Source organism: Ochrobactrum teleogrylli (assembly GCF_006376685.1).
Taxonomy (GTDB): domain Bacteria; phylum Pseudomonadota; class Alphaproteobacteria; order Rhizobiales; family Rhizobiaceae; genus Brucella; species Brucella teleogrylli.
Genome location: NZ_VEWL01000001.1, coordinates 877,365 through 897,228, shown reverse-complemented (window position 1 = coordinate 897,228; position 19,864 = coordinate 877,365). Strand labels below are relative to the sequence as shown.

Here is a 19,864-nt window from a genome sequence, read left to right as displayed (position 1 = left end):
CACTTTTGCTGGAAATGCTCTAGATCGGCTTTTATGCCAGATCGAAACGGTCGGCGTTCATCACCTTTGTCCAGGCGGCAACGAAGTCCTTCACGAACTTCTCCTTGCTGTCGTCCTGAGCATAGACTTCGGCATAGGCGCGAAGGATCGAATTCGAACCGAAAACGAGATCGACACGCGTTGCGGTGAACTTCGGCGTGCCGGTCTTGCGGTCGCGGATTTCATACAGGCCTTCGCCGGTCGGAACCCACGTGTAGCGCATGTCGGTGAGCGTGGCGAAGAAATCCGTCGTCAACGCGCCGACCTTGTCGGTGAAGACGCCATGCGCCGTGCCGCCATGGTTGGTGCCGATGGCGCGCATGCCGCCGACAAGGACCGTCATTTCAGGGGCGGTGAGGCCCATGAGCTGGGCACGGTCGAGGAGCAGTTCCTCGGCGCTGACCACATAGTCCTGCTTCTGCCAGTTGCGGAAACCGTCTGCCAGCGGCTCGAGCGGAGCGAAGCTTTCGGCATCGGTCTGCTCGGCGGTTGCATCGCCACGTCCCGGTGCGAAAGGCACTTCAATGTCGAAACCGGCGGCCTTGGCTGCCTGTTCCACACCGTAATTGCCAGCCAGCACGATGACATCGGCCAGACTTGCGCCAGACGCCGCTGCAATCGGTTCCAGAACCGAGAGAACACGGGCCAGACGTTCCGGCTCGTTGCCTGCCCAATCCTTCTGCGGAGCCAGACGGATACGCGCGCCGTTTGCGCCGCCACGGAAATCCGAACCGCGATAGGTGCGGGCGCTGTCCCAGGCGGTGGAAACCAGATCGGACACGGAAAGGCCGGAAACGGCGATCTTGGCCTTGAGGTCCTTCACGTCGTAATCCGTGCGACCAGCCGGAACCGGGTCCTGCCAGATCAGGTCTTCCGTCGGCGCGTCAGGCCCGATGTAACGGGTCTTCGGGCCCATGTCGCGATGGGTCAGCTTGAACCATGCGCGGGCAAAGGCATCCGAGAACGCGTCGAAGTCGTTCATGAAACGCTCGGAAATCGCGCGATAGATCGGGTCTACTTTGAGCGCCATATCCGCATCGGTCATCATCGGGTTCAGGCGGATTGACGGGTCTTCCACGTCAACCGGCTTGTCCTGCTCGGCAATCGAAATGGGCTCCCATTGCGATGCGCCAGCCGGGCTCTTGACCAGATGCCATTCATGCTTGAACAGCATTTCGAAGAAACCGTTGTCCCACTTGGTCGGTTCCGTGGTCCATGCGCCTTCGAGGCCCGAAACCACGGTATCACGACCGATGCCGCGACCCTTGGTATTCATCCAGCCCAGCCCCTGATATTCAGGGCCGGCATCTTCCGGATCGGGACTGAGGTTAGCCGGATCGCCATTGCCATGGGTCTTGCCGATCGTATGGCCGCCAGCTGTCAGCGCCACGGTTTCCTCGTCGTCCATACCCATGCGGGCAAAGGTTTCGCGCATCTGCGCTGCCGTTGCCAACGGATCGGACTTACCGTTCACGCCTTCCGGGTTGACATAAATCAGGCCCATCTGGACCGCCGCCAGCGGGTTGTCCAGCGTGCTCGGCTTGGTCACGTCACCGTAACGGCCATCGCTTGGCGCCAGCCATTCCTTTTCATTGCCCCAATAGGTGTCTTTTTCGGGCGCCCAGATATCTTCACGGCCAAAGGCGAAACCAAAGGTCTTAAGACCGGCGACATCATAGGCAATCGTACCGGCAAGCGCGATCAGGTCGGCCCAGGAGAGCCGGTTGCCGTACTTCTTCTTGATCGGCCACAGCAGGCGGCGACCCTTATCGGTGTTGACGTTATCCGGCCAGGAATTGAGCGGCGCAAAACGCTGGTTACCGGTGCTGGCGCCACCGCGACCATCGGAGGTGCGGTAGGAACCGGCGGCGTGCCAGGTCACGCGAGCCATCATGCCGACATAGCTGCCCCAGTCGGCAGGCCACCACTCCTGACTATCGGTCATGAGCGCGCGCAGATCGGCCTTGAGGGCTTCCACGTCGAGCTTTTTCAGCTCTTCTTTATAGTTGAAGTCCTTGCCCAGCGGATTGGTCTTGCTGTCGTGCTGGTGCAGAATGTCGAGGTTCAGCGCATTGGGCCACCATTCCATGACAGAACTGCCAAGCGCGGTATTGCCGCCATGCATGACCGGACATTTTCCGGCCGATTTCGTCTTAACGTCCATGATTGCTCTCCGATGGCTTTCCCAAAGATGGCTTTCGCTAAATTGAACGAGCGGCTGACAGTGGCATGCCAAAGCGTCCGCTTTATGAAGGCGGACACTCCGGGCCACAGTCAGTTTTGGTACGGTAATCAATGCTTCCGATAAATTCCAATTGTATATTCTAAAGGCTGCGATATGCTCAGCTTATGATTGGCCTCTCCATGAAACACCTTCGCTATTTCGACTCGCTGGCGCGATTGAGCCATTTCGGGCGCGCGGCAGCGGCCTGCTCCATCTCTCAACCCGCCTTATCCTTGCAGATCAAGGAACTGGAAGACCTTATCGGCGCGCCTCTGGTGGAGCGTGGTGGCAGACAAATCCGCCTGACCGGGCTCGGTGAGGAATTCGCGGAGAGGGTGCGCGGCATTCTGCGTTCGGTCGACGAACTGGAAGAGCTGGCGCGGGCAGCGCATGGCCCGTTCACGGGGCGCCTGCGTCTCGGCGTGATCCCGACAGTTGCGCCCTATCTTCTGCCGGAAGTGATCAAGACGCTCACCCAGCGTTATCCGGGGCTGGAACCACGTCCGCGTGAGGCTATCACCCAGAAACTGATCGAAGACCTTTTGGAAGCCAGGCTGGACGCGGCGATTGTCGCCTTGCCGATTTCCGAGCCTGCCTTGCAGGAAGTGCCTCTCTTCGAAGAGGAATTCGTGCTGATGCGCCCGCTGGAAGATGCGGGCAAGCCGGTTCCAAGCGCCGAAAAACTGCATGAAATGCGGCTTCTCCTGCTGGAAGAAGGGCATTGTTTTCGCGATCAGGCGCTATCCTTCTGCAATATTGCGAATGCGCCACCGCGTGAATTGATGGAAGGCAGTTCACTGTCCACGCTTGTGCAGATGGTGGGCGCTGGCATCGGCATTACGCTTGTGCCGGAGATGGCGGTCTATACGGAAACACTCGCCGCGAATGTCTGCATGTTCCGCCTTGCAGAACCGCGCCCGTCGCGAACCATCGGTCTGGTCTGGCGCAAAAGTAACCCGCTGTCGTCGCAACTCTCGCAGATCGCCGAGATCGTTCGGGAAGTGGGGTTGCGCAATCAGGACCGGATGCAGGCTTTGTTGAGCCAATGAACCACCCGTCTGCGTCGGATCGGGCCTATTCTCCCACAATTTCGCCGACAACTTTGCCCGCTACAGACGTGCAGCGAAGATAGACCCGGTTCACGGCAACGCCGGGCAGGGGCTTTTCAAGAGCGTCGCGGGCGTGAAAGCCGTTTGCGTTATTCATTATAAGCAACCTGCGGCTTTCCTGCGGGATGGAATAGCGAAATTTGTTTTCTGATATGGCATTCACCATGTCAGTGACGACGTCATGGGATTGGGTATGCTCCTCGCCCACCTTCCCGTCGAACTGGCCGCTCATATAAGTTGTAATCGAGCCGTTCTGGTCATGGCTGAAAATGGTTGCCTGGACGCGATGTTCTATGACCATCACGTCATTTTGCCCGTCTTCATAGACAGTCGGATTGAGCTTGAAGTAATACGCATCCGACAGGCCTATTCTGTCCACAAGCGCTGCCAGACCATCGAGTTTGCAGGTCGGGACCCAATGAAAATAGCCGCGTTCCTCGAAATTAATGGCAATGTTATAGACTGATATGTAGTCGGGAACGGCCACCTCTGTGCCGGTAAGTGCACTGTCGGAATGAAACTCCAATCGGTTCGTTGGCGTTAGATCCTGTAATCCGGCGCGTTCAAGTCTTTCGAGACTGTCTGCAGAAGTGGTGAAGACGGAAAACGGCGTCTGGTTTCTCCCGTCGGTTAGCGTCGGCATAAGTGCCTGGGTCAGCGAAACGGCCAGCAGTGCGCCCGCAATGGCATCCAATGTCGCATCGTCAAGGATCGACGGTATATCGACCGCGACGATCCCGATTTCCGGGCAATCCAACTGATACTGCAAATCTTTGAGCAAGTTTGCGAAGACATGAGCGGCCTGATCCGCCAAGTCCGCTGCGAGTTCCTTGTCACGCAAATCCGCGAGCGAAATCATGATGCCGCTCTTGGTGAGATAGTGCTCGCAAAAGTCGCTCGCAGCCTGGTGAGGCAGCGAAAAGATAACCGGAGTTTCAAAGTGTTTCGTCATCAAAGTTATCGTTCCAGCGAGAAAATTAGGGGGTGAGTTACCCCCTAATCTCCATCCAGCAATTATTAACGGGCTTTCTTAGCAGAGATTCTTATTTAGTCTTATTTCCGAAGCATTGATCAATTTTACTGTAATTGTTGGATAGTTCCGAAGAAATTCCCTTCAATACATCTTCAAATGCAATTGCTTTCTTGCTTGCGGTGTTTTTTGGATTATGCATTGAACTCTCCCAATTTTTAAAATGTGCCTTTTTTATGAAGGCAGCTTATTATTGAAGTAATTTATTATTTCGCGAAATGGCAAAGGAGTGCTGGCTTATTTTATATCAGCGAACGCTTGTGTGGCCTTGCTTCTTGCGGGCCAGATTCTTTGATTCGCTTTGGTTAGTATTTTTGAATCCATCACAGTCGCGAATGATAAAATCAAAACGGGATAGAGCGGGAGATATTCCTTCGAATAAATATTCAAAAGCGACCTTGCTATTGCTCGAAATTTCTTTTGAAATTCTCATTGGTTTTCTCCAATTTCACCAAATTTTGCTTGGTTTAAGGTATATTAGTATCAATCTATTCTAATCTTTTGTGAAGCGGCAAAGGAGCGCTGGCAATTTTATATCAGAGATTGCTTTTTATAGTGTTGATTCTTGCGGGCGAGTTTTTGGTTCGGCGAAAGGATTCTGCCATACTGCGCCAGTCCCGCCGACAAAGCCTACCATGGCCTTCTTCCCAATCCCATTTTACACCACACGCCTGCTCGCGAAATTTTGACGTTTACGGAAACGTCAAACTACGCTAGTTTCGAGTCCGAACTGGTCGGCTGCGACCCGATATAGGGTTAAGGCTGGCCAGAATGCTGCAAAAATGGCAGGTTTTCGAGTGAGAACGGTCCTTTTTGTTGCAGCATGCAGGTTGTCACGGCGTTTTGCCAGTTAAGCAGACAGCATGCATGAAACGCGGTTTGGAGCCGGTATCCGTCTGTCGCGGGCTGGCTCAGGTGATGAATTTGGAGGATTTTGATGCCGAGCTATCGCGCGCCCGTTGAAGATACGAATTTCGTGCTCAACGACGTTCTGAACTATGAGCGTTACAACAATCTGCCGGGCTTTGCCGACGCGTCGCCCGACGTGGTCGAGGCAATCCTGTCGGAAGGTGCAAAGCTCGCTGAAGGCACCCTGTTCCCTGTCAATCACAGCGGCGACCGCGAAGGCTGCAAGCGCGCTTCCGATGGCAGCGTCACCGCGCCGAAGGGCTTCAAGGAAGCCTTCGATCTTTACCGCGAAGGCGGCTGGCTCGGTCTCGCCGTGCCGGAGCAATATGGCGGCCAGGGTCTGCCTTATCTGCTGCACACCGCCGTCGGCGAATATATGTCCTCGGCCAATATGGCGCTCACCATGTATCCGGGTCTGACGCAGGGCGCGATTGCTGCGATCCTCGCCCATGGCACCGATGAGCAGAAGGACACCTATCTGCCGAAGATGGTGGAAGGCACCTGGACCGGCACCATGAACCTGACCGAACCGCATTGCGGCACGGATTTGGGTCTCCTGCGCACCAGCGCGGCGCCGCAGGGCGACGGCTCCTACAAGATTTCCGGCCAGAAGATTTTCATCTCGGCTGGCGAACATGACATGTCGGAAAACATCATCCATCTGGTGCTGGCCCGTATCGACGGCGCGCCGGAAGGTGTGAAGGGCATTTCGCTGTTCATCGTGCCGAAGTTCATTCTCGATGAAAACGGCAATCCGGGCGCGCGCAATGGCGTTTCCTGTGGGTCCATCGAAGAGAAGATGGGCATTCACGGCAACGCCACCTGCGTCATGAACTACGACGATGCGACCGGCTTTCTGATCGGCGAGGCGCATAAGGGCCTGCGCGCCATGTTCACCATGATGAACGAAGCGCGTCTCGGCGTGGCGCTGCAGGGGCTTTCGATTGCCGAAACCGCCTATCAGAATGCTGCAATCTATGCCCGCGAGCGTATTCAGGGCCGCGCCCTTTCCGGAGCGAAAGAGCCGGAAAAGAAGGCCGACCCGATTATCGTGCATCCGGATATCCGTCGCAACCTGATGACGATCCGCGCTTTCAACGAAGCAGGCCGCGCGCTCATCCTATGGACGGCGCTGAATTCCGATATTGCGCATCGTTCCGGCGACGAGGCCGAGCGTCAGGCCGCCGATGATCTGGTCGGCTTGTTGACGCCGGTGCTGAAAGGCGTTCTGACCGACAAGGGTTTTGAACATGCCGTCATGGCGCAGCAGGTGTTCGGCGGTCACGGCTATATCGAAGAACACGGCATGAGCCAGTATGTGCGCGATGCGCGCATTGCCATGATCTATGAAGGTGCCAACGGTATTCAGGCTCTTGATCTGGTCGGTCGCAAGCTGGCGCTGAATGGCGGTCGTGCGGTCACGACCTTCTTCAAGGAAGCGGGCGAGTTCTGCGAAGCCAATCGCGACAACGAGAAGCTGTCCTTCTTCACCAAGCATCTGAAGAAGGGGCTCAACGACCTTCAGGCCGCCACCATGTGGCTGATGCAAAATGCCATGGCGAAGCCAGACAATGCCGGTGCTGCGTCCAATGACTATATGCATCTGTTCGGTTTGGTTGCGCTGGGGCTGATGTGGGGTCGCATGGCCAAGGTCGCGGAAGAAAAACTGGCGGCAGGCGAAGGCAACAAGGCTTATCTTGAGGCGAAACTCGTCACTGCCCGGTACTATTTCGAGCGTATCATGCCGGAAAGTGCCGCCCATCTGGCGCGCATCCAGTCGGGTGCGGATAGCATGATGGCGCTGCCTGCGGATGCGTTCTGATTTTCTGCCGATATTTTAAAGGTTAGGCCGGGTTCTTCGGACCCGGCGGGAAGGAGAAAAAATGGCTGAGGCTTATATTTACGATCACGTGCGGACGCCGCGCGGGCGCGGCAAGAAGGACGGGTCCTTGCATGAAGTGCCTGCCGTACGTCTGGGCGCAAAAGTTCTGGAATCCCTGCGCGACCGCAACAACATCGATACCGCCAAGGTCGATGACATTATTTTTGGCTGTGTCGATCCGGTTGGCGAAGCCGGTGCCGTCATTCCGCGCTCTGCCGCTTTCGAAGCCGGTTACGACTTTAAGGCTCCGGGTATCCAGATTTCGCGCTTCTGCGCTTCCGGTCTCGATGCCATCAATCTGGCGGCTGCCAAGGTTGCTTTCGGCGCCGACGATCTGGTGATAGCGGGCGGCGTTGAAAGCATGTCGCGCGTGGGTATGGGCATGTCGGGCGGCGCGTGGTACATGGATCCATCGGTTGGCTTCCCGGGCTATTTCATGCCGCAGGGCGTTTCCGCCGATCTGATCGCCACTAAATACGGTTTCAGCCGCGACGACGTCGATGCCTATGCTGTCGAAAGCCAGAAGCGCGCCGGCAAGTCGTGGGAAAAGGGTTATTTCAAGAATTCGGTCATTTCGATCAAGGATCAGAACGGCCTGACCATTCTCGACCATGACGAGCATATGCGCCCGACGACCGACATGCAGGCGCTGGGCCAGTTGAACCCGTCCTTCGTGATGCCGGGCGAAATGGGCGGCTTCAATGCTGTCGGCATTCAGGCGCATCCGGAAATCGAAACGGTCAATCACGTTCATCATGCCGGTAATTCGTCGGGTATCGTCGATGGCGCAGCGGGCGTTCTGGTTGGCTCCAAGAAGGCTGGCAAGGCGTTCGACATCAAGCCGCGCGCCCGCATCCGCGCTTTCGCCAATATCGGCTCCGACCCGGCGCTGATGCTGACCGGCCCGGTCGATGTGACGGAAAAGCTGCTCAAGCAGGCAAAGCTGAAGATTTCGGATATCGACCTGTTCGAACTCAACGAAGCCTTCGCCGCTGTGGTGCTGCGCTATATGCAGGCTTTCGACATTCCGCACGACAAGATCAACGTCAATGGCGGCGCGATTGCCATGGGCCATCCGCTCGGCGCAACCGGCGCGATGATCCTCGGTACGGTGCTGGATGAGCTGGAACGCCGCGATCTCAACACCGCGCTGGTGACCTTGTGCATCGGTGCTGGCATGGGCACGGCGACGATCATCGAGCGCGTATAAGGGCGAGGGAGGTTTTTACGAATGGCTTACACGAATTTCAAAGTTGAGACCGACGCCGACGGCATTGCCCTCGTCACCTGGGACATGCCTGAAAAGTCGATGAATGTTTTCACCGTCGAGGCGATGCAGGAACTGAACGCCATCATCGACGCGGTGGTTGCCGATGACAAGATCAAGGGCGTGGTCATCACGTCCGGCAAGGAAAGCTTCTCCGGTGGCGCCGACCTGACCATGCTGGAAGGCATGTTCAAGGCGTTCCAGAAGCAGAAGGCCAAGGACCCGCAGGGTGCGGTCCAGTCCCTGTTCGACAATGTCGGCAAGATGAGCGGCCTGTTCCGCAAGCTTGAAACCTGCGGCAAGCCATGGGTTTCGGCCATCAACGGCACCTGCATGGGCGGCGCGTTTGAAATGTCGCTCGCCTGCCATGCGCGGGTTGTGTCGGATGCTCCGGGCGTGAAGCTTGCGCTGCCTGAAGTGAAGGTCGGCCTGTTCCCGGGCGCTGGTGGAACGCAGCGCGTTCCGCGCCTAGCCAACCAGCAGGACGCGCTTCAGATGATGACGACCGGCTCCAGCCTGACGGCGCAGCGCGCCAAGGCGATGGGCCTCGTTACTGAAGTCGCCCCGGCGAAGAAGCTGGTCGAAACCGCCAAGAAGCTCATCAAGGGCGGCCTCAAGCCGGTTCAGCCTTGGGATGAAAAGGGCTTCAAGCTGCCGGGCGGCGCGATCTATTCGGCTGCCGGTGCCAACCTATGGCCTGCCGCAACCGCCATCCTGCGCCGTGAGACATCGGGCAATTATCCGGCGGCGCTGGCCATTTTGAAGTCGGTTTATGAGGGCCTTCTGGTGCCGTTCGATACCGGCCTTAAGATTGAGCAGCGCTATTTCACCGAAATCCTCCAGACAACCGAAGCGGGCATGATGATCCGTTCGCTGTTCGTGTCGTTGCAGGAACTGAACAAGGGCGCACGCCGCCCTGCGGATGAAAAGCCGACCAAGCTCAAGAAAATCGGCGTCATTGGCGCTGGTTTCATGGGGGCGGGCATTGCTTATGTGACCGCCAAGGCGGGCATTCCGGTGGTGCTGATCGACCGCGATCAGGAAGCCGCCGACAAGGGTAAGGCGCATACCGCCGATCTCGTCACCAAGGAAATGCAGAAGGGCCGCGCTACTGAGGCCGACAAGGAAAAGCTTCTGTCGCTCATCACCGCGACGCCGGACTATGCCGAACTCGACGGTGCCGATCTGGTGATCGAAGCCGTGTTCGAAGACCGCGAAGTCAAGCGTGTCGCGACCGAGAAGGCCGAGGAAGTGCTGAAGTCTTCGGCGATCTTCGCGTCCAACACTTCGACCCTGCCGATCAGCGGTCTTGCCAAGGTGTCGAAGCGTCCGAAGAACTTCATCGGCATTCACTTCTTCTCGCCGGTCGACAAGATGATGCTGGTCGAAGTGATCCTCGGAAAGAAGACCTCGGACAAGGCTCTGGCCGTCGCGCTCGATTATGTCCGCGCGATCAAGAAGACGCCGATTGTCGTCAACGACACGCGCGGCTTCTACGTCAATCGCTGCGTGCTGCGCTATATGTCGGAAGCCTACAACATGCTGGTTGAAGGCGTCCCGGCGGCCATGATCGAAAATGCCGCCCGCATGGCGGGTATGCCGGTCGGCCCGCTGGCGCTCAACGACGAAACCGCCATCGACCTGTCGCAGAAGATCCTGAAAGCCACGCTTGCCGATCTGGGCGACAAGGCCGTTGATCCGCGCCATGTCGAGCTGGTGGACAGGCTCGTCAACGAGTTCGATCGCAAGGGCCGCAAGAATGGCAAGGGTTTCTACGAATACCCGGCCAAGCCTGCCAAGAAGCATCTTTGGGCTGGTCTCAAGGATCTCTATCCGCAGCAGAACCCCGACAAGATCGACGTGAACGAGCTGAAGCAACGCTTCCTCGTCACCATCGCTCTCGAAGCTGCCCGCGTGATGGAAGAAGGCATTGTCACCGATCCGCGCGAAGCCGATGTCGGCTCGATCCTCGCCTTCGGTTTCGCGCCTTATACGGGCGGTACGCTGTCCTATATCGATGGCATGGGTGCGAAGAATTTCGTCAAGCTTGCCAAGGACTTGCAGAAGAAATACGGCCAGCAGTTCAAGGCGCCGAAGCTTCTGCTCGACATGGCCGAGAATGGCGAAAGCTTCTATCAGCGTTTCAATCCCTACAAGAGCGAAACCAAAAAAGCGGCTTGATCCGTAATCTCTGAAAATCTGGAAGGCGCGGTGTGAAAACATCGCGCCTTTTAATTTTCCGGCGTCCCTTTCGATCTCGTTAGGAAATTTTCCCTGTTATTTCATGCGTCTTGCGTAAAACACCAATTTTCGGTAGGTTCTGACAAAAGTTGGTAAGGGTATTAGGTTTAAAATCCTACGCGGCGCATTCTCACGGCCCGAGTTCGCCATGGGACGATGCCTGCCTGAAATTGGCGGATAACACATGTTTTCTCACGACAGCGTCTGGGCGGCGATAGATGCACTGGCAGAACGCCATTCCCTGAGTGCGTCGGGCCTTGCCCGCCGCGCTGGTCTTGATCCCACGACCTTCAACAAGTCGAAGCGTTACGCCGCCGACGGGCGCGCACGCTGGCCCTCGACGGAATCGCTGGCCAAGGTGATGGAAGCCACCGGGGCAAGCTTTGAAGAACTCACACGCCTGATCGGCGGCGTCAATACGAACCAGGGTTTCGGCGAATATACGCAGGATGCGCAACCGATCCCGCTTCTCGGCATGGCGGAGGCAGGCACGGGCGGCTATTTCGACGATGCAGGTTTCCCGGCGGGGCAGGGCTGGGACATTGTGGAATTTCCAGTGGGTGCCAGTGAAGGTGTGTATGCGCTGGAAGTTTCGGGCGACAGCATGTTGCCCCTTTACCGTGACGGCGATACGTTGATTGTCGCGCCCAATGCGCCGGTGCGTCGCGGCGACCGCGTGGTGGTGCGAACCAAGGACGGAGAAGTCATGGCCAAGATCCTCTATCGCCAGACACCACGGACAATCGAATTGCATTCGCTTAATCCAGAGCATTCAAACCGCAGCTTTGAGACCAAGGATGTGGAATGGATCGCCAGAATTCTATGGGCCAGCCAGTAATGGCGCAGTCGCATACGAGAAGCCATTCGCGCATGGTCTATGGCAGTCTCGCCGGTTTGACGGGCGCGCTGTTGGCCGCTGCTTTCATCGCTCCGTTTTATGGCGCTCTGGATGGGCCCGTGCCGGTGATCGCTGCGGATAGCGGCACGACCGCGCCGACCGGCAGTCCGGGCAACGGCATCGTCGTCGAACAATTCGATTATGACGAGCCGGGTACCAAAACGGATGGTCAGCAGAACGCGCAATCCGCTCCTGAGACCACGCCGCAGCCGGGCAATTCCAGCGATGAGGCAAACGGGCTTCAGCGTGAAGCGCCGCGACCGCCGCTCAGCGATCTCGGTCTTGCGGCTACACCAAAGCCGCCGGAGCCGGTCGCTCCGGCTGAGCCGGTTGCGCCAACCCCTGCCGTGCCTGTCGGGGAGGGCGAGGACATGCAGCTGTTGCAGCGGCCCGTCGCGGTTGCCGCCGGGCGGCTCGAAAGTCAGGGACGCATGATCGATTTGCAGGGCATCGAGGTTTTGCCGGTCGAGCAGACCTGCCAGACCGCATCTGGCCAGAACTGGCCATGCGGTATGCAGGCGCGGACGGCTTTCCGCCAGTGGCTGCGCTCGCGCGCCATCATGTGCCGTCTGCCGCAGAACGATAGCGGTGCCGCCATTGCGACCGGGTGCAAGCTTGGCAATGACGATGCCGCCGAATGGCTGGTGACGAATGGCTGGGCCAGGGCGACGGCAGACGGTCCCTATGTCGATGCGGGACGCAAGGCGGAAGAAGCGCGCCTTGGCATTTTCGGAGACAAGCCGGATGCGTCCTTGCAAAGTCTGGAGCCTGATCCGGGCAACAGTCTCAGCAATCCATCGCCGCTGGCACCTGAGCCAGAGCCGCAACCCTCTGCGCCTTCTCCGCAGCAGGGTGAGTTCCCGCCAGCACCCGCTGCTCCAGCACCGGCTAATTAAGCTTGCGCTGTTGCCTTCGGGTTTCCCCGTGTCGCTGATTTCAGCGGAACGGTGATCACCACGAGGCATGCGATCACCAGTACGACGCCGAGCCAGCCCATGGCTGGGAGACGTTCCCCGACGATGACTACGGCCAGCAGCGCGGCGACGACAGGCTCGACCAGTGTGATCGTCGTTGCCATGCTGACAGGAACCCGCGCAAGGCCGATGCCGAAGCAGACATAGCCGAGAAACATCGGCGCTGCCGCCATATAGACGCCAACGGCGGCATTGTTCCATGAGGCGAGGAAGGGCGCGCCGGTCATCAGCAGCACCGGCATCAGCAACAGGCCGCCAATGCCGAATGTCGCGCCCATCGCGACCGATGAATGGATGCCGCGCAGGATCAGGCCGCGCGCAGTCCATGAGTAAAGCGCGTAGGTCAGCCCGCCGATCAGGCCGAGGCCAATGCCGATAATCACTGAACTGTCGGTCTGCACACCACTATGCGCCGATCCCTCGGCTATGGATATGAGGATCATGCCGAGCAGTCCGATCAGGGCGCCCCACAGCCATTGTCGGGACAATCGGGAACCATCGAATACATATTCGATCAGGGCGGAAAGCAGCGGCGCGGACCCGAGTGTGACGACGGTCCCGATGGTGACCCCAGCCATACGCATCGAGGCGTAGAAGGCGAGCGGATAGATGGCGACGGCCAGTCCGCCCAGAACGAGGTTGCGCCAGTGCTGGCCCAGTTGCGGCAATGCACGGATGATACCGCGTCCGGCGAGAAGCGCCTGCATCAGCCCGCCGACGCCCATGGCCGCAGCGCCGATTGCCGCAGAACCCACCTCCGGGGCAAATGTTGCGGCTGTGCCAGTCGTCCCCCAGACGGCAGAGGAAAACAAAATGGCGGCGACGCCAATCGCATAATTGCGCGATGATGTGTTCACAATGCCCCCAACATGTCCGATGCCATAGCCCGCGCCTCCTGAATGCAGGCGCTGTTCCCCTCAAGTCCGGCGCGCGACATTGCCCCTTCCAGCAGAAAAGACAGTTGCCGCGCCAATGCAGCCGCTCTCTCAGGCGCGTCGGGCAGCAGTTCCGCCAGATGGCCCGCCAGCAGCGCTTCGACCTCGCGCTTGTGGTGTTTCACTGCCTGGCGCCCAATATCGCCGACCATCAATTCGGCAGCAGCATTCAGCAGCCCGCAGCCGCGAAAGCCGTGCTCATAGGCAAATTCAGCGTGGTCCTGATAGGCGTCGAAAACCGCGAGAACCTTTTCCAGCGGTGTGACTGCTTTTTGCAGCCGCGCATCATAGAGGCCCAGCCATTCGGCATGGCGCACTTCCAGATACTGGTTCACCAGATCGGCTTTGGACGCAAAATTATTATAGAGGCTCTTCTTGGCGACGCCCGCTTTTTCAACGATGGCGTCAATGCCGGTGCCGCCGATGCCGTGATCGTAAAACAGCACGGCAGCAGCATTCAAAAGCTTTTCGCGCGCGCTTTCCGTGGAAGCCGGAAATGGTGTTTGAACGGACTTCATCGCAGCAATCCTTGTGATAGGTATACCGTTCTACCTACTACGCGAGGCAGAGTCAATCGGAGCAAATGTGCCAGCGTTTCGGGCGCAAAAAAGCCCCGCGCCGGGTGGCTGCGGGGCTTGTCGTTTTGTTCGGCTATTGAGCGGCTCAGACCAGTTCGCCAGCCAGCGCCTTTTTGATCAGGGCGCGGGTTTCCTCGATGCCGTAAAGCGCGACGAAGGAGCCGAAGCGTGGGCCACGCTCCTGTCCGATCAGCACTTCATAGAGCATCTGGAAGAAGGAAACCGACACGCCGGGGCCGCCTTCCGGGCTCTTCTTGGTGTGATCCTGATAGCGTTCGATGGCGCGGGCGACGTCCAGAATGGCGTTCTGGATATCGTTGCCATCGGTCCCGGCAGGCAGGGTCGCAAGCTTGGCGTCCAGCGCTTCCAGTGCGCCGCGTTCCACGTCGTCCGGCGCACGGAACTGCTTGGTCGGCTTGACGAAATCGTTGAAGTAACGGATCGCGTAACCAACCAGCGCATCCAGTTCCGGATTGTTTTCCGGCGTGACGCCCGGCGCGTGGCGCGAGATGAAGCCCCACAGAACCGACGGGCTTTCCGCATTTGATGCGCTGACCAGATTGAGCATCAGCGCGAAGGTCACCGGCAGGTCAACCTTTGGCGGGTTGCCATAATGAATATGCCAGACCGGATTGTTCAGCCGGTCCTTCCACTCTTGACGGTTATAGGCCGACAGATAGGTGAAATATTCGTCCACCGCCTTCGGGATGACATCGAAGTAAAGGCGCTTTGCGGTCTTCGGCTTCTGGAAATTGTAAAGCGCAAGGCTTTCGGTCGGCGCATAGGCCAGCCATTCGTCAATCGAGATGCCGTTGCCCTTGGACTTGGAAATCTTCTGGCCAAGTTGGTCGAGGAACAACTCGTAAACGAAATGTTCCGGCGCGCGTCCGCCGAGAATTTCGCAAATGCGGTCGTATACGCCCGCATTGGTCTGGTGATCCTTGCCGAACATTTCGAAATCGACGCCGAGTGCCGCCCAGCGCATACCAAAATCCGGCTTCCACTGCAGCTTTACCTTGCCGCCGGTGACGGAAAGCGTGGTTTCGACGCCGTCTTCATCGTCGAATGTGATCGTGCCAGCCTTGGCGTCCACGCTCTTCATCGGCACGTAAAGCACGCGGCCCGACTTGGGCGAGATCGGCAGGAACGGGCTATAGGTCGCCTGACGCTCTTCGCCGAGCGTCGGCAGCATGACTTTCATAATGTCGTCATAGCGTTCGACGGCCTTGAGCAGCACCGCATCAAACTTGCCGGACTTGTAGTAATCTGTCGCGCTGGCGAATTCGTAGTCGAAGCCGAAAGTGTCGAGGAAGCGGCAGAGCATAGCATTGTTATGCTCGGCAAAGCTCTTATATTCGCCACCGAACGGGTTCGGCACCGACGAAAGCGGCATTTGCAGATAAGGCTCAAGTGCTGCCTTGTCCGGCACATTGTCCGGAATCTTGCGCATGCCGTCGAGATCGTCGGAGAAGCAGATCAGGCGCGTCTTCACCTTGTCTTCGGTCAGAATACGGAAGGCATGGCGCACCATCGAGGTGCGCGCCACTTCACCGAATGTGCCGATATGCGGCAGACCCGACGGGCCATAGCCGGTTTCGAAAATCACTGTGTCCGGCAGGCCGGTCTTGGCATAGCGCTTGAGGATTTTCTTCGCTTCTTCAAAGGGCCATGCTTTCGCGTCCGCAGCCGCCGCGGTCAGTTCCGGCGTCAGCGTAATTTCGGGCAGACGATGCGAAGTCATGGTTTTGTCCTGATATCCTGTGAAGGGCGTTATTCTTGAAAAACGGTGCACGTATCCGTGCTTATGCTCTATGGCGCGACAACCCCGTGCCGTCAACGGCTGGTGCGGAATTTCCTTGCCTAACCGCGGGAGGCTTCCTAACTTTCCGGCAAATTGTAACCGGAAAAGCTGATTCCGATCATGGTATCGCTGAGGAGTACCCGATGAAGAAAATCTCGCCGCAGGATGCACTCGTCTACATCATGATCACGACGTCGGCTGCCGACACGACGATGACCGACGCGGAACTGGAGTCCATCGGCAATGTGGTGACACGCCTTCCGGTATTCCGTGGCTTCGATACGGCGGAACTGCCGCGTCTTGCCAATGAATGCTACGCTCTGCTGGCCTATGAGGACGGTCTGGAAAAGATCCTCGACCTTGCGCATGAAGCGCTGCCTGAAAAGCTTTATGACACGGCCTATGCGCTGGCGGTCGAAGTGGCCGCCGCCGATCTCCATGTCGAGCAGGAAGAGCTGGAATTCCTGCAGATGTTGCGCGACCGCTGGACACTGGACGAGCTGACGGTTGCCGCCATCGAGCGCAGCGCACGGGTGCGTTTCCGCAAGCTCTGAATAGTTTCCGTCACGCAAAAAAAACGCCGGTCCGAAACAATCGGACCGGCGCTTTCTTTTTGCGGGATAGGCTTACCAGGCAGGCTGAACCGAACCCTTGAAGGTTTCTTCGATGAAGGTCTTCACTTCCGGGCTGTGATAGGAGGTGATCAGTTCCTTGACCCAGTCGGCGTCCTTGTCGGCGGTGCGCACGGCAATGACGTTGAAGTAGGGCGCCTTTTCGCCTTCGCGGATCAGCGGGTCCTTGGCCGGGTTAAGACCGGCCTCCATGGCATAATTCGTGTTGATGACAGCCGCCTCGACATCTTCCAGCGAGCGCGGCAGCTGTGCGGCATCAAGCTCGACGAATTTCAGGTTCTTGGGGTTTTCGGTCACGTCGATGACGCTGGCGCGTAAGCCCTTGGCCGGATCGATCTTGATGAGACTGTTATCGGCCAGCACCAGAAGCGCACGCGCGCCATTGGTCGGGTCGTTGGGGATCGCCACCGTCGCGCCATCGGCAAGTTCGGAGATGTTCTTCAGCTTCTTCGAATACATGCCCATCGGGAAGTTGACGGACTGTGCCACGCTGACAATATCGAATTTGCGGTCGGCAACCTGATTGTCGAGATAGGGCTGGTGCTGGAATGAATTGGCTTCCAGCGCGCCATCGGCCAGCGCCATATTTGGAATGACGTAATCGGAAAATTCCTGAATATCGATTTCCAGACCCTTGGCGGCAGCGACTTCCTTCACCTTTTCCATGATCTGGGCATGCGGGCCGGGCGTGACGCCGACGCGTATGGTTTTTGCCATCGCCGATCCGGCTGTGCAGACGGCGAGAATAAGGGCGGCGGTTAGCAGCTTACGCATCGGAACTCCTGAGATAATTGGTATGCGACCTGGGGAGGATGATTTCATCAGGTCCGGTTCATAAAGCATTTCCAGCAAAAGTGAAAAGCGGCGGCCGACCTGTCATGCACAAAAAAGCGGGCGGGGAAAACCCGCCCGCCTGTCCGGTTTCACGCTATCAGCACACGACCGGAAGCCGTCGCGCCTTGCGTCGTTCCAAAGCCGCGCGCATCACATGGGCGGCTTCTGAGAAAGTTGCGTTTTCTTTCCAGCGTTCCGCATGAACCAGTGTCGACGGAACGATATCCTTCAATGCTTCCAGCGTGTGGCGCGGCACCATGTCGGTGCAGTTCCACAGGCGACGGAAGACAACGCTGATACGTGTAATCTTGCCATTGACCTGAACAACCGGCTCTGCCGTTTCCAGTGTCCAATCTTCATAAGCATCGACCGCATCTTGAAATGCGTGATGTAGATAGATCGGTGCGTGACCGTCATGAAGCGGGGGCAGCAAACTAGACATTTCTGTTTCCTCTCTTCCAATGTGGTTCAGCTTCAAAACTTGCAGCCGGATTTATCTATCGGGCCTGCAAGTGGGCGAAACAGGAGCGGGGGTAAACTCCTGTGGTCATGTGCTGGCCATATTCGGTTCTCTCTTCACGAAATACGACAACACATAATTAACCATGATCTATGCAAAGGCGCCCCTTTGGCAAGGGGAGAATTTCTTAAGATGGCAATTTTGTAAAAAATTAATTCAGCAGTATTCTGCAAAATACTGAACAATCAGTGAGCATATTATTGGATTATACTACGTTTATCTGTTGGTCAAAATTTCCCAAAAAGGAAATGATTTTCAATATTTATTGTCGTGGTGACAGGTTTTGACCCTGTCATTCGGCCGTGGCTGCGATAGAAATAAGCCGATGGGAATAAAAATGCAGGGCAGGTGGGGTTATGTCTCGGTTCATTGCGTCGCGAAGAGGTTTTCTGGTCGGCTCGACCTTTCTGGCCGCATCGGTGGCGTGGCCGAAATGGGCGCGGGCGCAGGACAGTGCAGAAAAGGGCGGACGACTTGTCGTGGCGGCGGATTCCGAACCGCGTAATCTCAACCCGGCTATCGTCGCCTCCAATGGCGTGTTTTTCGTTGCAAGCAAGATCGTCGAGCCCTTGGCCGAAGCCTCTTTCGACGGCGAAAACGGCTTGAGCCCGCGTCTGGCCACGGCCTGGGAAGGCTCGGCTGACGGGCTGACTGTGACGTTCCGCCTGCGTGAAGGCGTCACGTGGCATGACGGCACGCCGTTTACGGCGGCGGACGTGGCCTTCTCCGCACTGGAAGTCTGGAAGCCGCTGCAAAATCTTGGCCGCGTCGTGTTCAAGGCGCTGGATAAGGTGGAAACACCGGACGATCATACCGCCGTCTTTCATTTCTCGGAGCCGACGCCGTTTCAGCTCGTGCGCAACGCTCTGCCAGCGCTGACCGCGGTTCTGCCGAAACATGTTTTCGCGGGCACCGATATTGCGGCCAATCCGGCCAATGAAAAGCTCATTGGCACCGGACCGTTCAAATATGCCGAGCACAAGACCGGCGAATATTATCGACTGGTCCGGAACGACGCCTATTGGGGCGAGGGTGAACCTCATCTCGATGAGATCATCTATCGTGTTCTGCCGGACCGGGCTGCCGCAGCCGGAGCGCTTGAAGCGGAAGAGATTGATCTGGCGGCTTTCTCCGCCGTGCCGCTGGCCGACCTCGACCGCATTTCGAAAGTGCCGGGGCTGACGGTTATCTCCAAGGGCTATGAGGCGCTGACTTATCAGCTTGTCGTGGAAATCAATCATCGTCGCAAGGAACTGGCGGACCTGAAGGTTCGTCAGGCGATTGCCCATGCGATCGACCGCGATTTCGTGGTCAAGACCATCTTCCTTGGCTACGCCAAAAACTCGACCGGCCCCGTGCCGCGCTATGACAGCCAGTTCTATACGGGTGATGTGCCGTCCTATCCGTTCGATGTGGCCAAGGCGAATGCGCTTCTGGACGAGGCGGGTTACAAGCGGGGCGCGGGCGGAACGCGCTTTGCGCTGAAGCTTCTGCCCGCGCCCTATTTCAACGAGACCAGACAGTTCGGCGATTATCTCCGGCAGGCTCTGGCTGCGATTGGTATCGATGCGCGCATCGTCAACAATGACGCGGCGGCGCATCAAAAGGCGGTCTATACCGACCACGATTTTGACCTTGCCATTGCGCCGACCGTCTATCGCGGCGATCCGGCCATCTCCACCACCATTTTGGTGGAAAGCGGCATTCCGGCGGGTGTGCCGTTCTCCAATCAGGGCGGCTATACCAATGCCGAACTGGACGCCCTGATCGCCGCCGCGGCACGCGAGATCGATGAGACGAAACGCACGGCGCTTTATCACGAGTTCCAGCAAAAAGTGGAAGCGGACCTGCCGCTGATCAATGTTGCCGAATGGGGTTTCATCACGGTTGCTAGTGAGCGGGTGAAGAATGTTTCCAACAATCCACGCTGGGCGGTTTCCAACTGGGCCGATACCTGGGTTGAGCCGCGATAGACAGTGACGAAGCTTCGC

At 57.8% G+C, this 19,864-nt stretch carries 16 protein-coding genes; 8 read left to right on the top strand and 8 right to left on the bottom strand.

All coding sequences use genetic code 11. The annotated features are described in order from the left end of the window. Positions 1-31: 31 nt before the first annotated feature. Positions 32-2,203: a catalase/peroxidase HPI gene (katG, locus tag FIC94_RS03980; RefSeq protein WP_109366998.1), complete on the bottom strand. Its 2,172-nt coding sequence runs from the start codon at positions 2,201-2,203 to the stop codon at positions 32-34. A gap of 185 nt (positions 2,204-2,388) precedes the next feature. Between katG and FIC94_RS03975 the strand changes: the two genes are divergently transcribed. Beyond that, on the top strand, positions 2,389-3,312 hold the full coding sequence (locus FIC94_RS03975; RefSeq protein ID WP_109366999.1) for a hydrogen peroxide-inducible genes activator: 924 nt from the start codon (positions 2,389-2,391) through the stop codon (positions 3,310-3,312). A 25-nt stretch (positions 3,313-3,337) separates the two neighbouring features. Here FIC94_RS03975 and FIC94_RS03970 read toward each other — a convergent pair whose 3' ends face one another. After that, complete coding sequence (locus FIC94_RS03970; RefSeq protein ID WP_140023987.1) at positions 3,338-4,324, bottom strand: hypothetical protein; 987 nt, start codon at positions 4,322-4,324, stop codon at positions 3,338-3,340. 325 nt (positions 4,325-4,649) lie between these two features. Next, positions 4,650-4,835 carry a hypothetical protein gene (locus tag FIC94_RS03965; protein WP_140023986.1) on the bottom strand — a complete coding sequence of 62 codons (186 nt, stop codon included), beginning with the start codon at positions 4,833-4,835 and terminating at the stop codon, positions 4,650-4,652. 504 nt (positions 4,836-5,339) lie between these two features. Between FIC94_RS03965 and FIC94_RS03960 the strand changes: the two genes are divergently transcribed. The 5 genes from FIC94_RS03960 to FIC94_RS03940 all read left to right on the top strand — a co-directional run bounded on the left by FIC94_RS03960 (position 5,340) and on the right by FIC94_RS03940 (position 12,495). Then, positions 5,340-7,133, top strand: a complete 1,794-nt coding sequence (locus FIC94_RS03960; RefSeq protein WP_140023985.1) for an acyl-CoA dehydrogenase C-terminal domain-containing protein — start codon at positions 5,340-5,342, stop codon at positions 7,131-7,133. 61 nt (positions 7,134-7,194) lie between these two features. Beyond that, a complete protein-coding gene (locus tag FIC94_RS03955) occupies positions 7,195-8,403 on the top strand; it encodes an acetyl-CoA C-acetyltransferase (protein WP_140023984.1) in 1,209 nt (402 codons plus the stop codon). A 21-nt stretch (positions 8,404-8,424) separates the two neighbouring features. Next, a complete protein-coding gene (locus FIC94_RS03950; RefSeq protein WP_140023983.1) occupies positions 8,425-10,641 on the top strand; it encodes an FAD-dependent oxidoreductase in 2,217 nt (738 codons plus the stop codon). Between the two features lie 244 nt (positions 10,642-10,885). Beyond that, positions 10,886-11,539: a S24 family peptidase gene (locus FIC94_RS03945; RefSeq protein ID WP_140023982.1), complete on the top strand. Its 654-nt coding sequence runs from the start codon at positions 10,886-10,888 to the stop codon at positions 11,537-11,539. Beyond that, positions 11,539-12,495, top strand: coding sequence for a thermonuclease family protein (locus FIC94_RS03940; RefSeq protein ID WP_140024041.1), 957 nt, complete (start codon positions 11,539-11,541; stop codon positions 12,493-12,495). The genes FIC94_RS03945 and FIC94_RS03940 overlap by 1 nt, the downstream gene beginning before the upstream one ends. Here the strand turns inward: FIC94_RS03940 and FIC94_RS03935 are convergent. From FIC94_RS03935 to FIC94_RS03925, 3 genes are all read right to left on the bottom strand, one after another. Then, entirely contained in the window at positions 12,492-13,430 is a 939-nt protein-coding gene (locus FIC94_RS03935) for a DMT family transporter (protein WP_210237281.1), read from the bottom strand. The genes FIC94_RS03940 and FIC94_RS03935 overlap by 4 nt on opposite strands. Beyond that, the gene (locus tag FIC94_RS03930) at positions 13,427-14,026 is read right to left on the bottom strand and encodes a TetR/AcrR family transcriptional regulator (protein WP_121539081.1); all 600 of its coding nucleotides are present in this window, start codon (positions 14,024-14,026) and stop codon (positions 13,427-13,429) included. Before FIC94_RS03930 ends, FIC94_RS03935 begins: the two co-directional genes overlap by 4 nt. 145 nt (positions 14,027-14,171) lie before the next feature. Then, the gene (locus FIC94_RS03925; protein WP_140023981.1) at positions 14,172-15,827 is read right to left on the bottom strand and encodes a lysine--tRNA ligase; all 1,656 of its coding nucleotides are present in this window, start codon (positions 15,825-15,827) and stop codon (positions 14,172-14,174) included. A gap of 203 nt (positions 15,828-16,030) precedes the next feature. On the opposite strand from FIC94_RS03925, the gene FIC94_RS03920 reads away from it, so the two are divergent. Further along, complete coding sequence (locus tag FIC94_RS03920; RefSeq protein WP_109367008.1) at positions 16,031-16,441, top strand: tellurite resistance TerB family protein; 411 nt, start codon at positions 16,031-16,033, stop codon at positions 16,439-16,441. A gap of 72 nt (positions 16,442-16,513) precedes the next feature. On the opposite strand, the gene FIC94_RS03915 is transcribed toward FIC94_RS03920, so the two are convergent. Beyond that, the gene (locus FIC94_RS03915; RefSeq protein WP_140023980.1) at positions 16,514-17,293 is read right to left on the bottom strand and encodes a MetQ/NlpA family ABC transporter substrate-binding protein; all 780 of its coding nucleotides are present in this window, start codon (positions 17,291-17,293) and stop codon (positions 16,514-16,516) included. Positions 17,294-17,450: 157 nt separating this feature from the next. Next, positions 17,451-17,795, bottom strand: a complete 345-nt coding sequence (locus FIC94_RS03910; RefSeq protein WP_109367010.1) for a BRA0787 family protein — start codon at positions 17,793-17,795, stop codon at positions 17,451-17,453. A gap of 434 nt (positions 17,796-18,229) precedes the next feature. Between FIC94_RS03910 and FIC94_RS03905 the strand changes: the two genes are divergently transcribed. Next, the gene (locus FIC94_RS03905) at positions 18,230-19,846 is read left to right on the top strand and encodes an ABC transporter substrate-binding protein (protein ID WP_140023979.1); all 1,617 of its coding nucleotides are present in this window, start codon (positions 18,230-18,232) and stop codon (positions 19,844-19,846) included. Positions 19,847-19,864: the final 18 nt, after the last annotated feature.

Bases quoted from the DNA above. Each gene is read 5' to 3' on its own strand.
- katG (WP_109366998.1), bottom strand. From the start codon at position 2,203: ATGGACGTTAAGACGAAATCGGCCGGAAAATGTCCGGTCATGCATGGC.
- FIC94_RS03975 (WP_109366999.1), top strand. From the start codon at position 2,389: ATGATTGGCCTCTCCATGAAACACCTTCGCTATTTCGACTCGCTGGCG.
- FIC94_RS03970 (WP_140023987.1), bottom strand. From the start codon at position 4,324: ATGACGAAACACTTTGAAACTCCGGTTATCTTTTCGCTGCCTCACCAG.
- FIC94_RS03965 (WP_140023986.1), bottom strand. From the start codon at position 4,835: ATGAGAATTTCAAAAGAAATTTCGAGCAATAGCAAGGTCGCTTTTGAA.
- FIC94_RS03960 (WP_140023985.1), top strand. From the start codon at position 5,340: ATGCCGAGCTATCGCGCGCCCGTTGAAGATACGAATTTCGTGCTCAAC.
- FIC94_RS03955 (WP_140023984.1), top strand. From the start codon at position 7,195: ATGGCTGAGGCTTATATTTACGATCACGTGCGGACGCCGCGCGGGCGC.
- FIC94_RS03950 (WP_140023983.1), top strand. From the start codon at position 8,425: ATGGCTTACACGAATTTCAAAGTTGAGACCGACGCCGACGGCATTGCC.
- FIC94_RS03945 (WP_140023982.1), top strand. From the start codon at position 10,886: ATGTTTTCTCACGACAGCGTCTGGGCGGCGATAGATGCACTGGCAGAA.
- FIC94_RS03940 (WP_140024041.1), top strand. From the start codon at position 11,539: ATGGCGCAGTCGCATACGAGAAGCCATTCGCGCATGGTCTATGGCAGT.
- FIC94_RS03930 (WP_121539081.1), bottom strand. From the start codon at position 14,026: ATGAAGTCCGTTCAAACACCATTTCCGGCTTCCACGGAAAGCGCGCGC.
- FIC94_RS03925 (WP_140023981.1), bottom strand. From the start codon at position 15,827: ATGACTTCGCATCGTCTGCCCGAAATTACGCTGACGCCGGAACTGACC.
- FIC94_RS03920 (WP_109367008.1), top strand. From the start codon at position 16,031: ATGAAGAAAATCTCGCCGCAGGATGCACTCGTCTACATCATGATCACG.
- FIC94_RS03915 (WP_140023980.1), bottom strand. From the start codon at position 17,293: ATGCGTAAGCTGCTAACCGCCGCCCTTATTCTCGCCGTCTGCACAGCC.
- FIC94_RS03910 (WP_109367010.1), bottom strand. From the start codon at position 17,795: ATGTCTAGTTTGCTGCCCCCGCTTCATGACGGTCACGCACCGATCTAT.
- FIC94_RS03905 (WP_140023979.1), top strand. From the start codon at position 18,230: ATGTCTCGGTTCATTGCGTCGCGAAGAGGTTTTCTGGTCGGCTCGACC.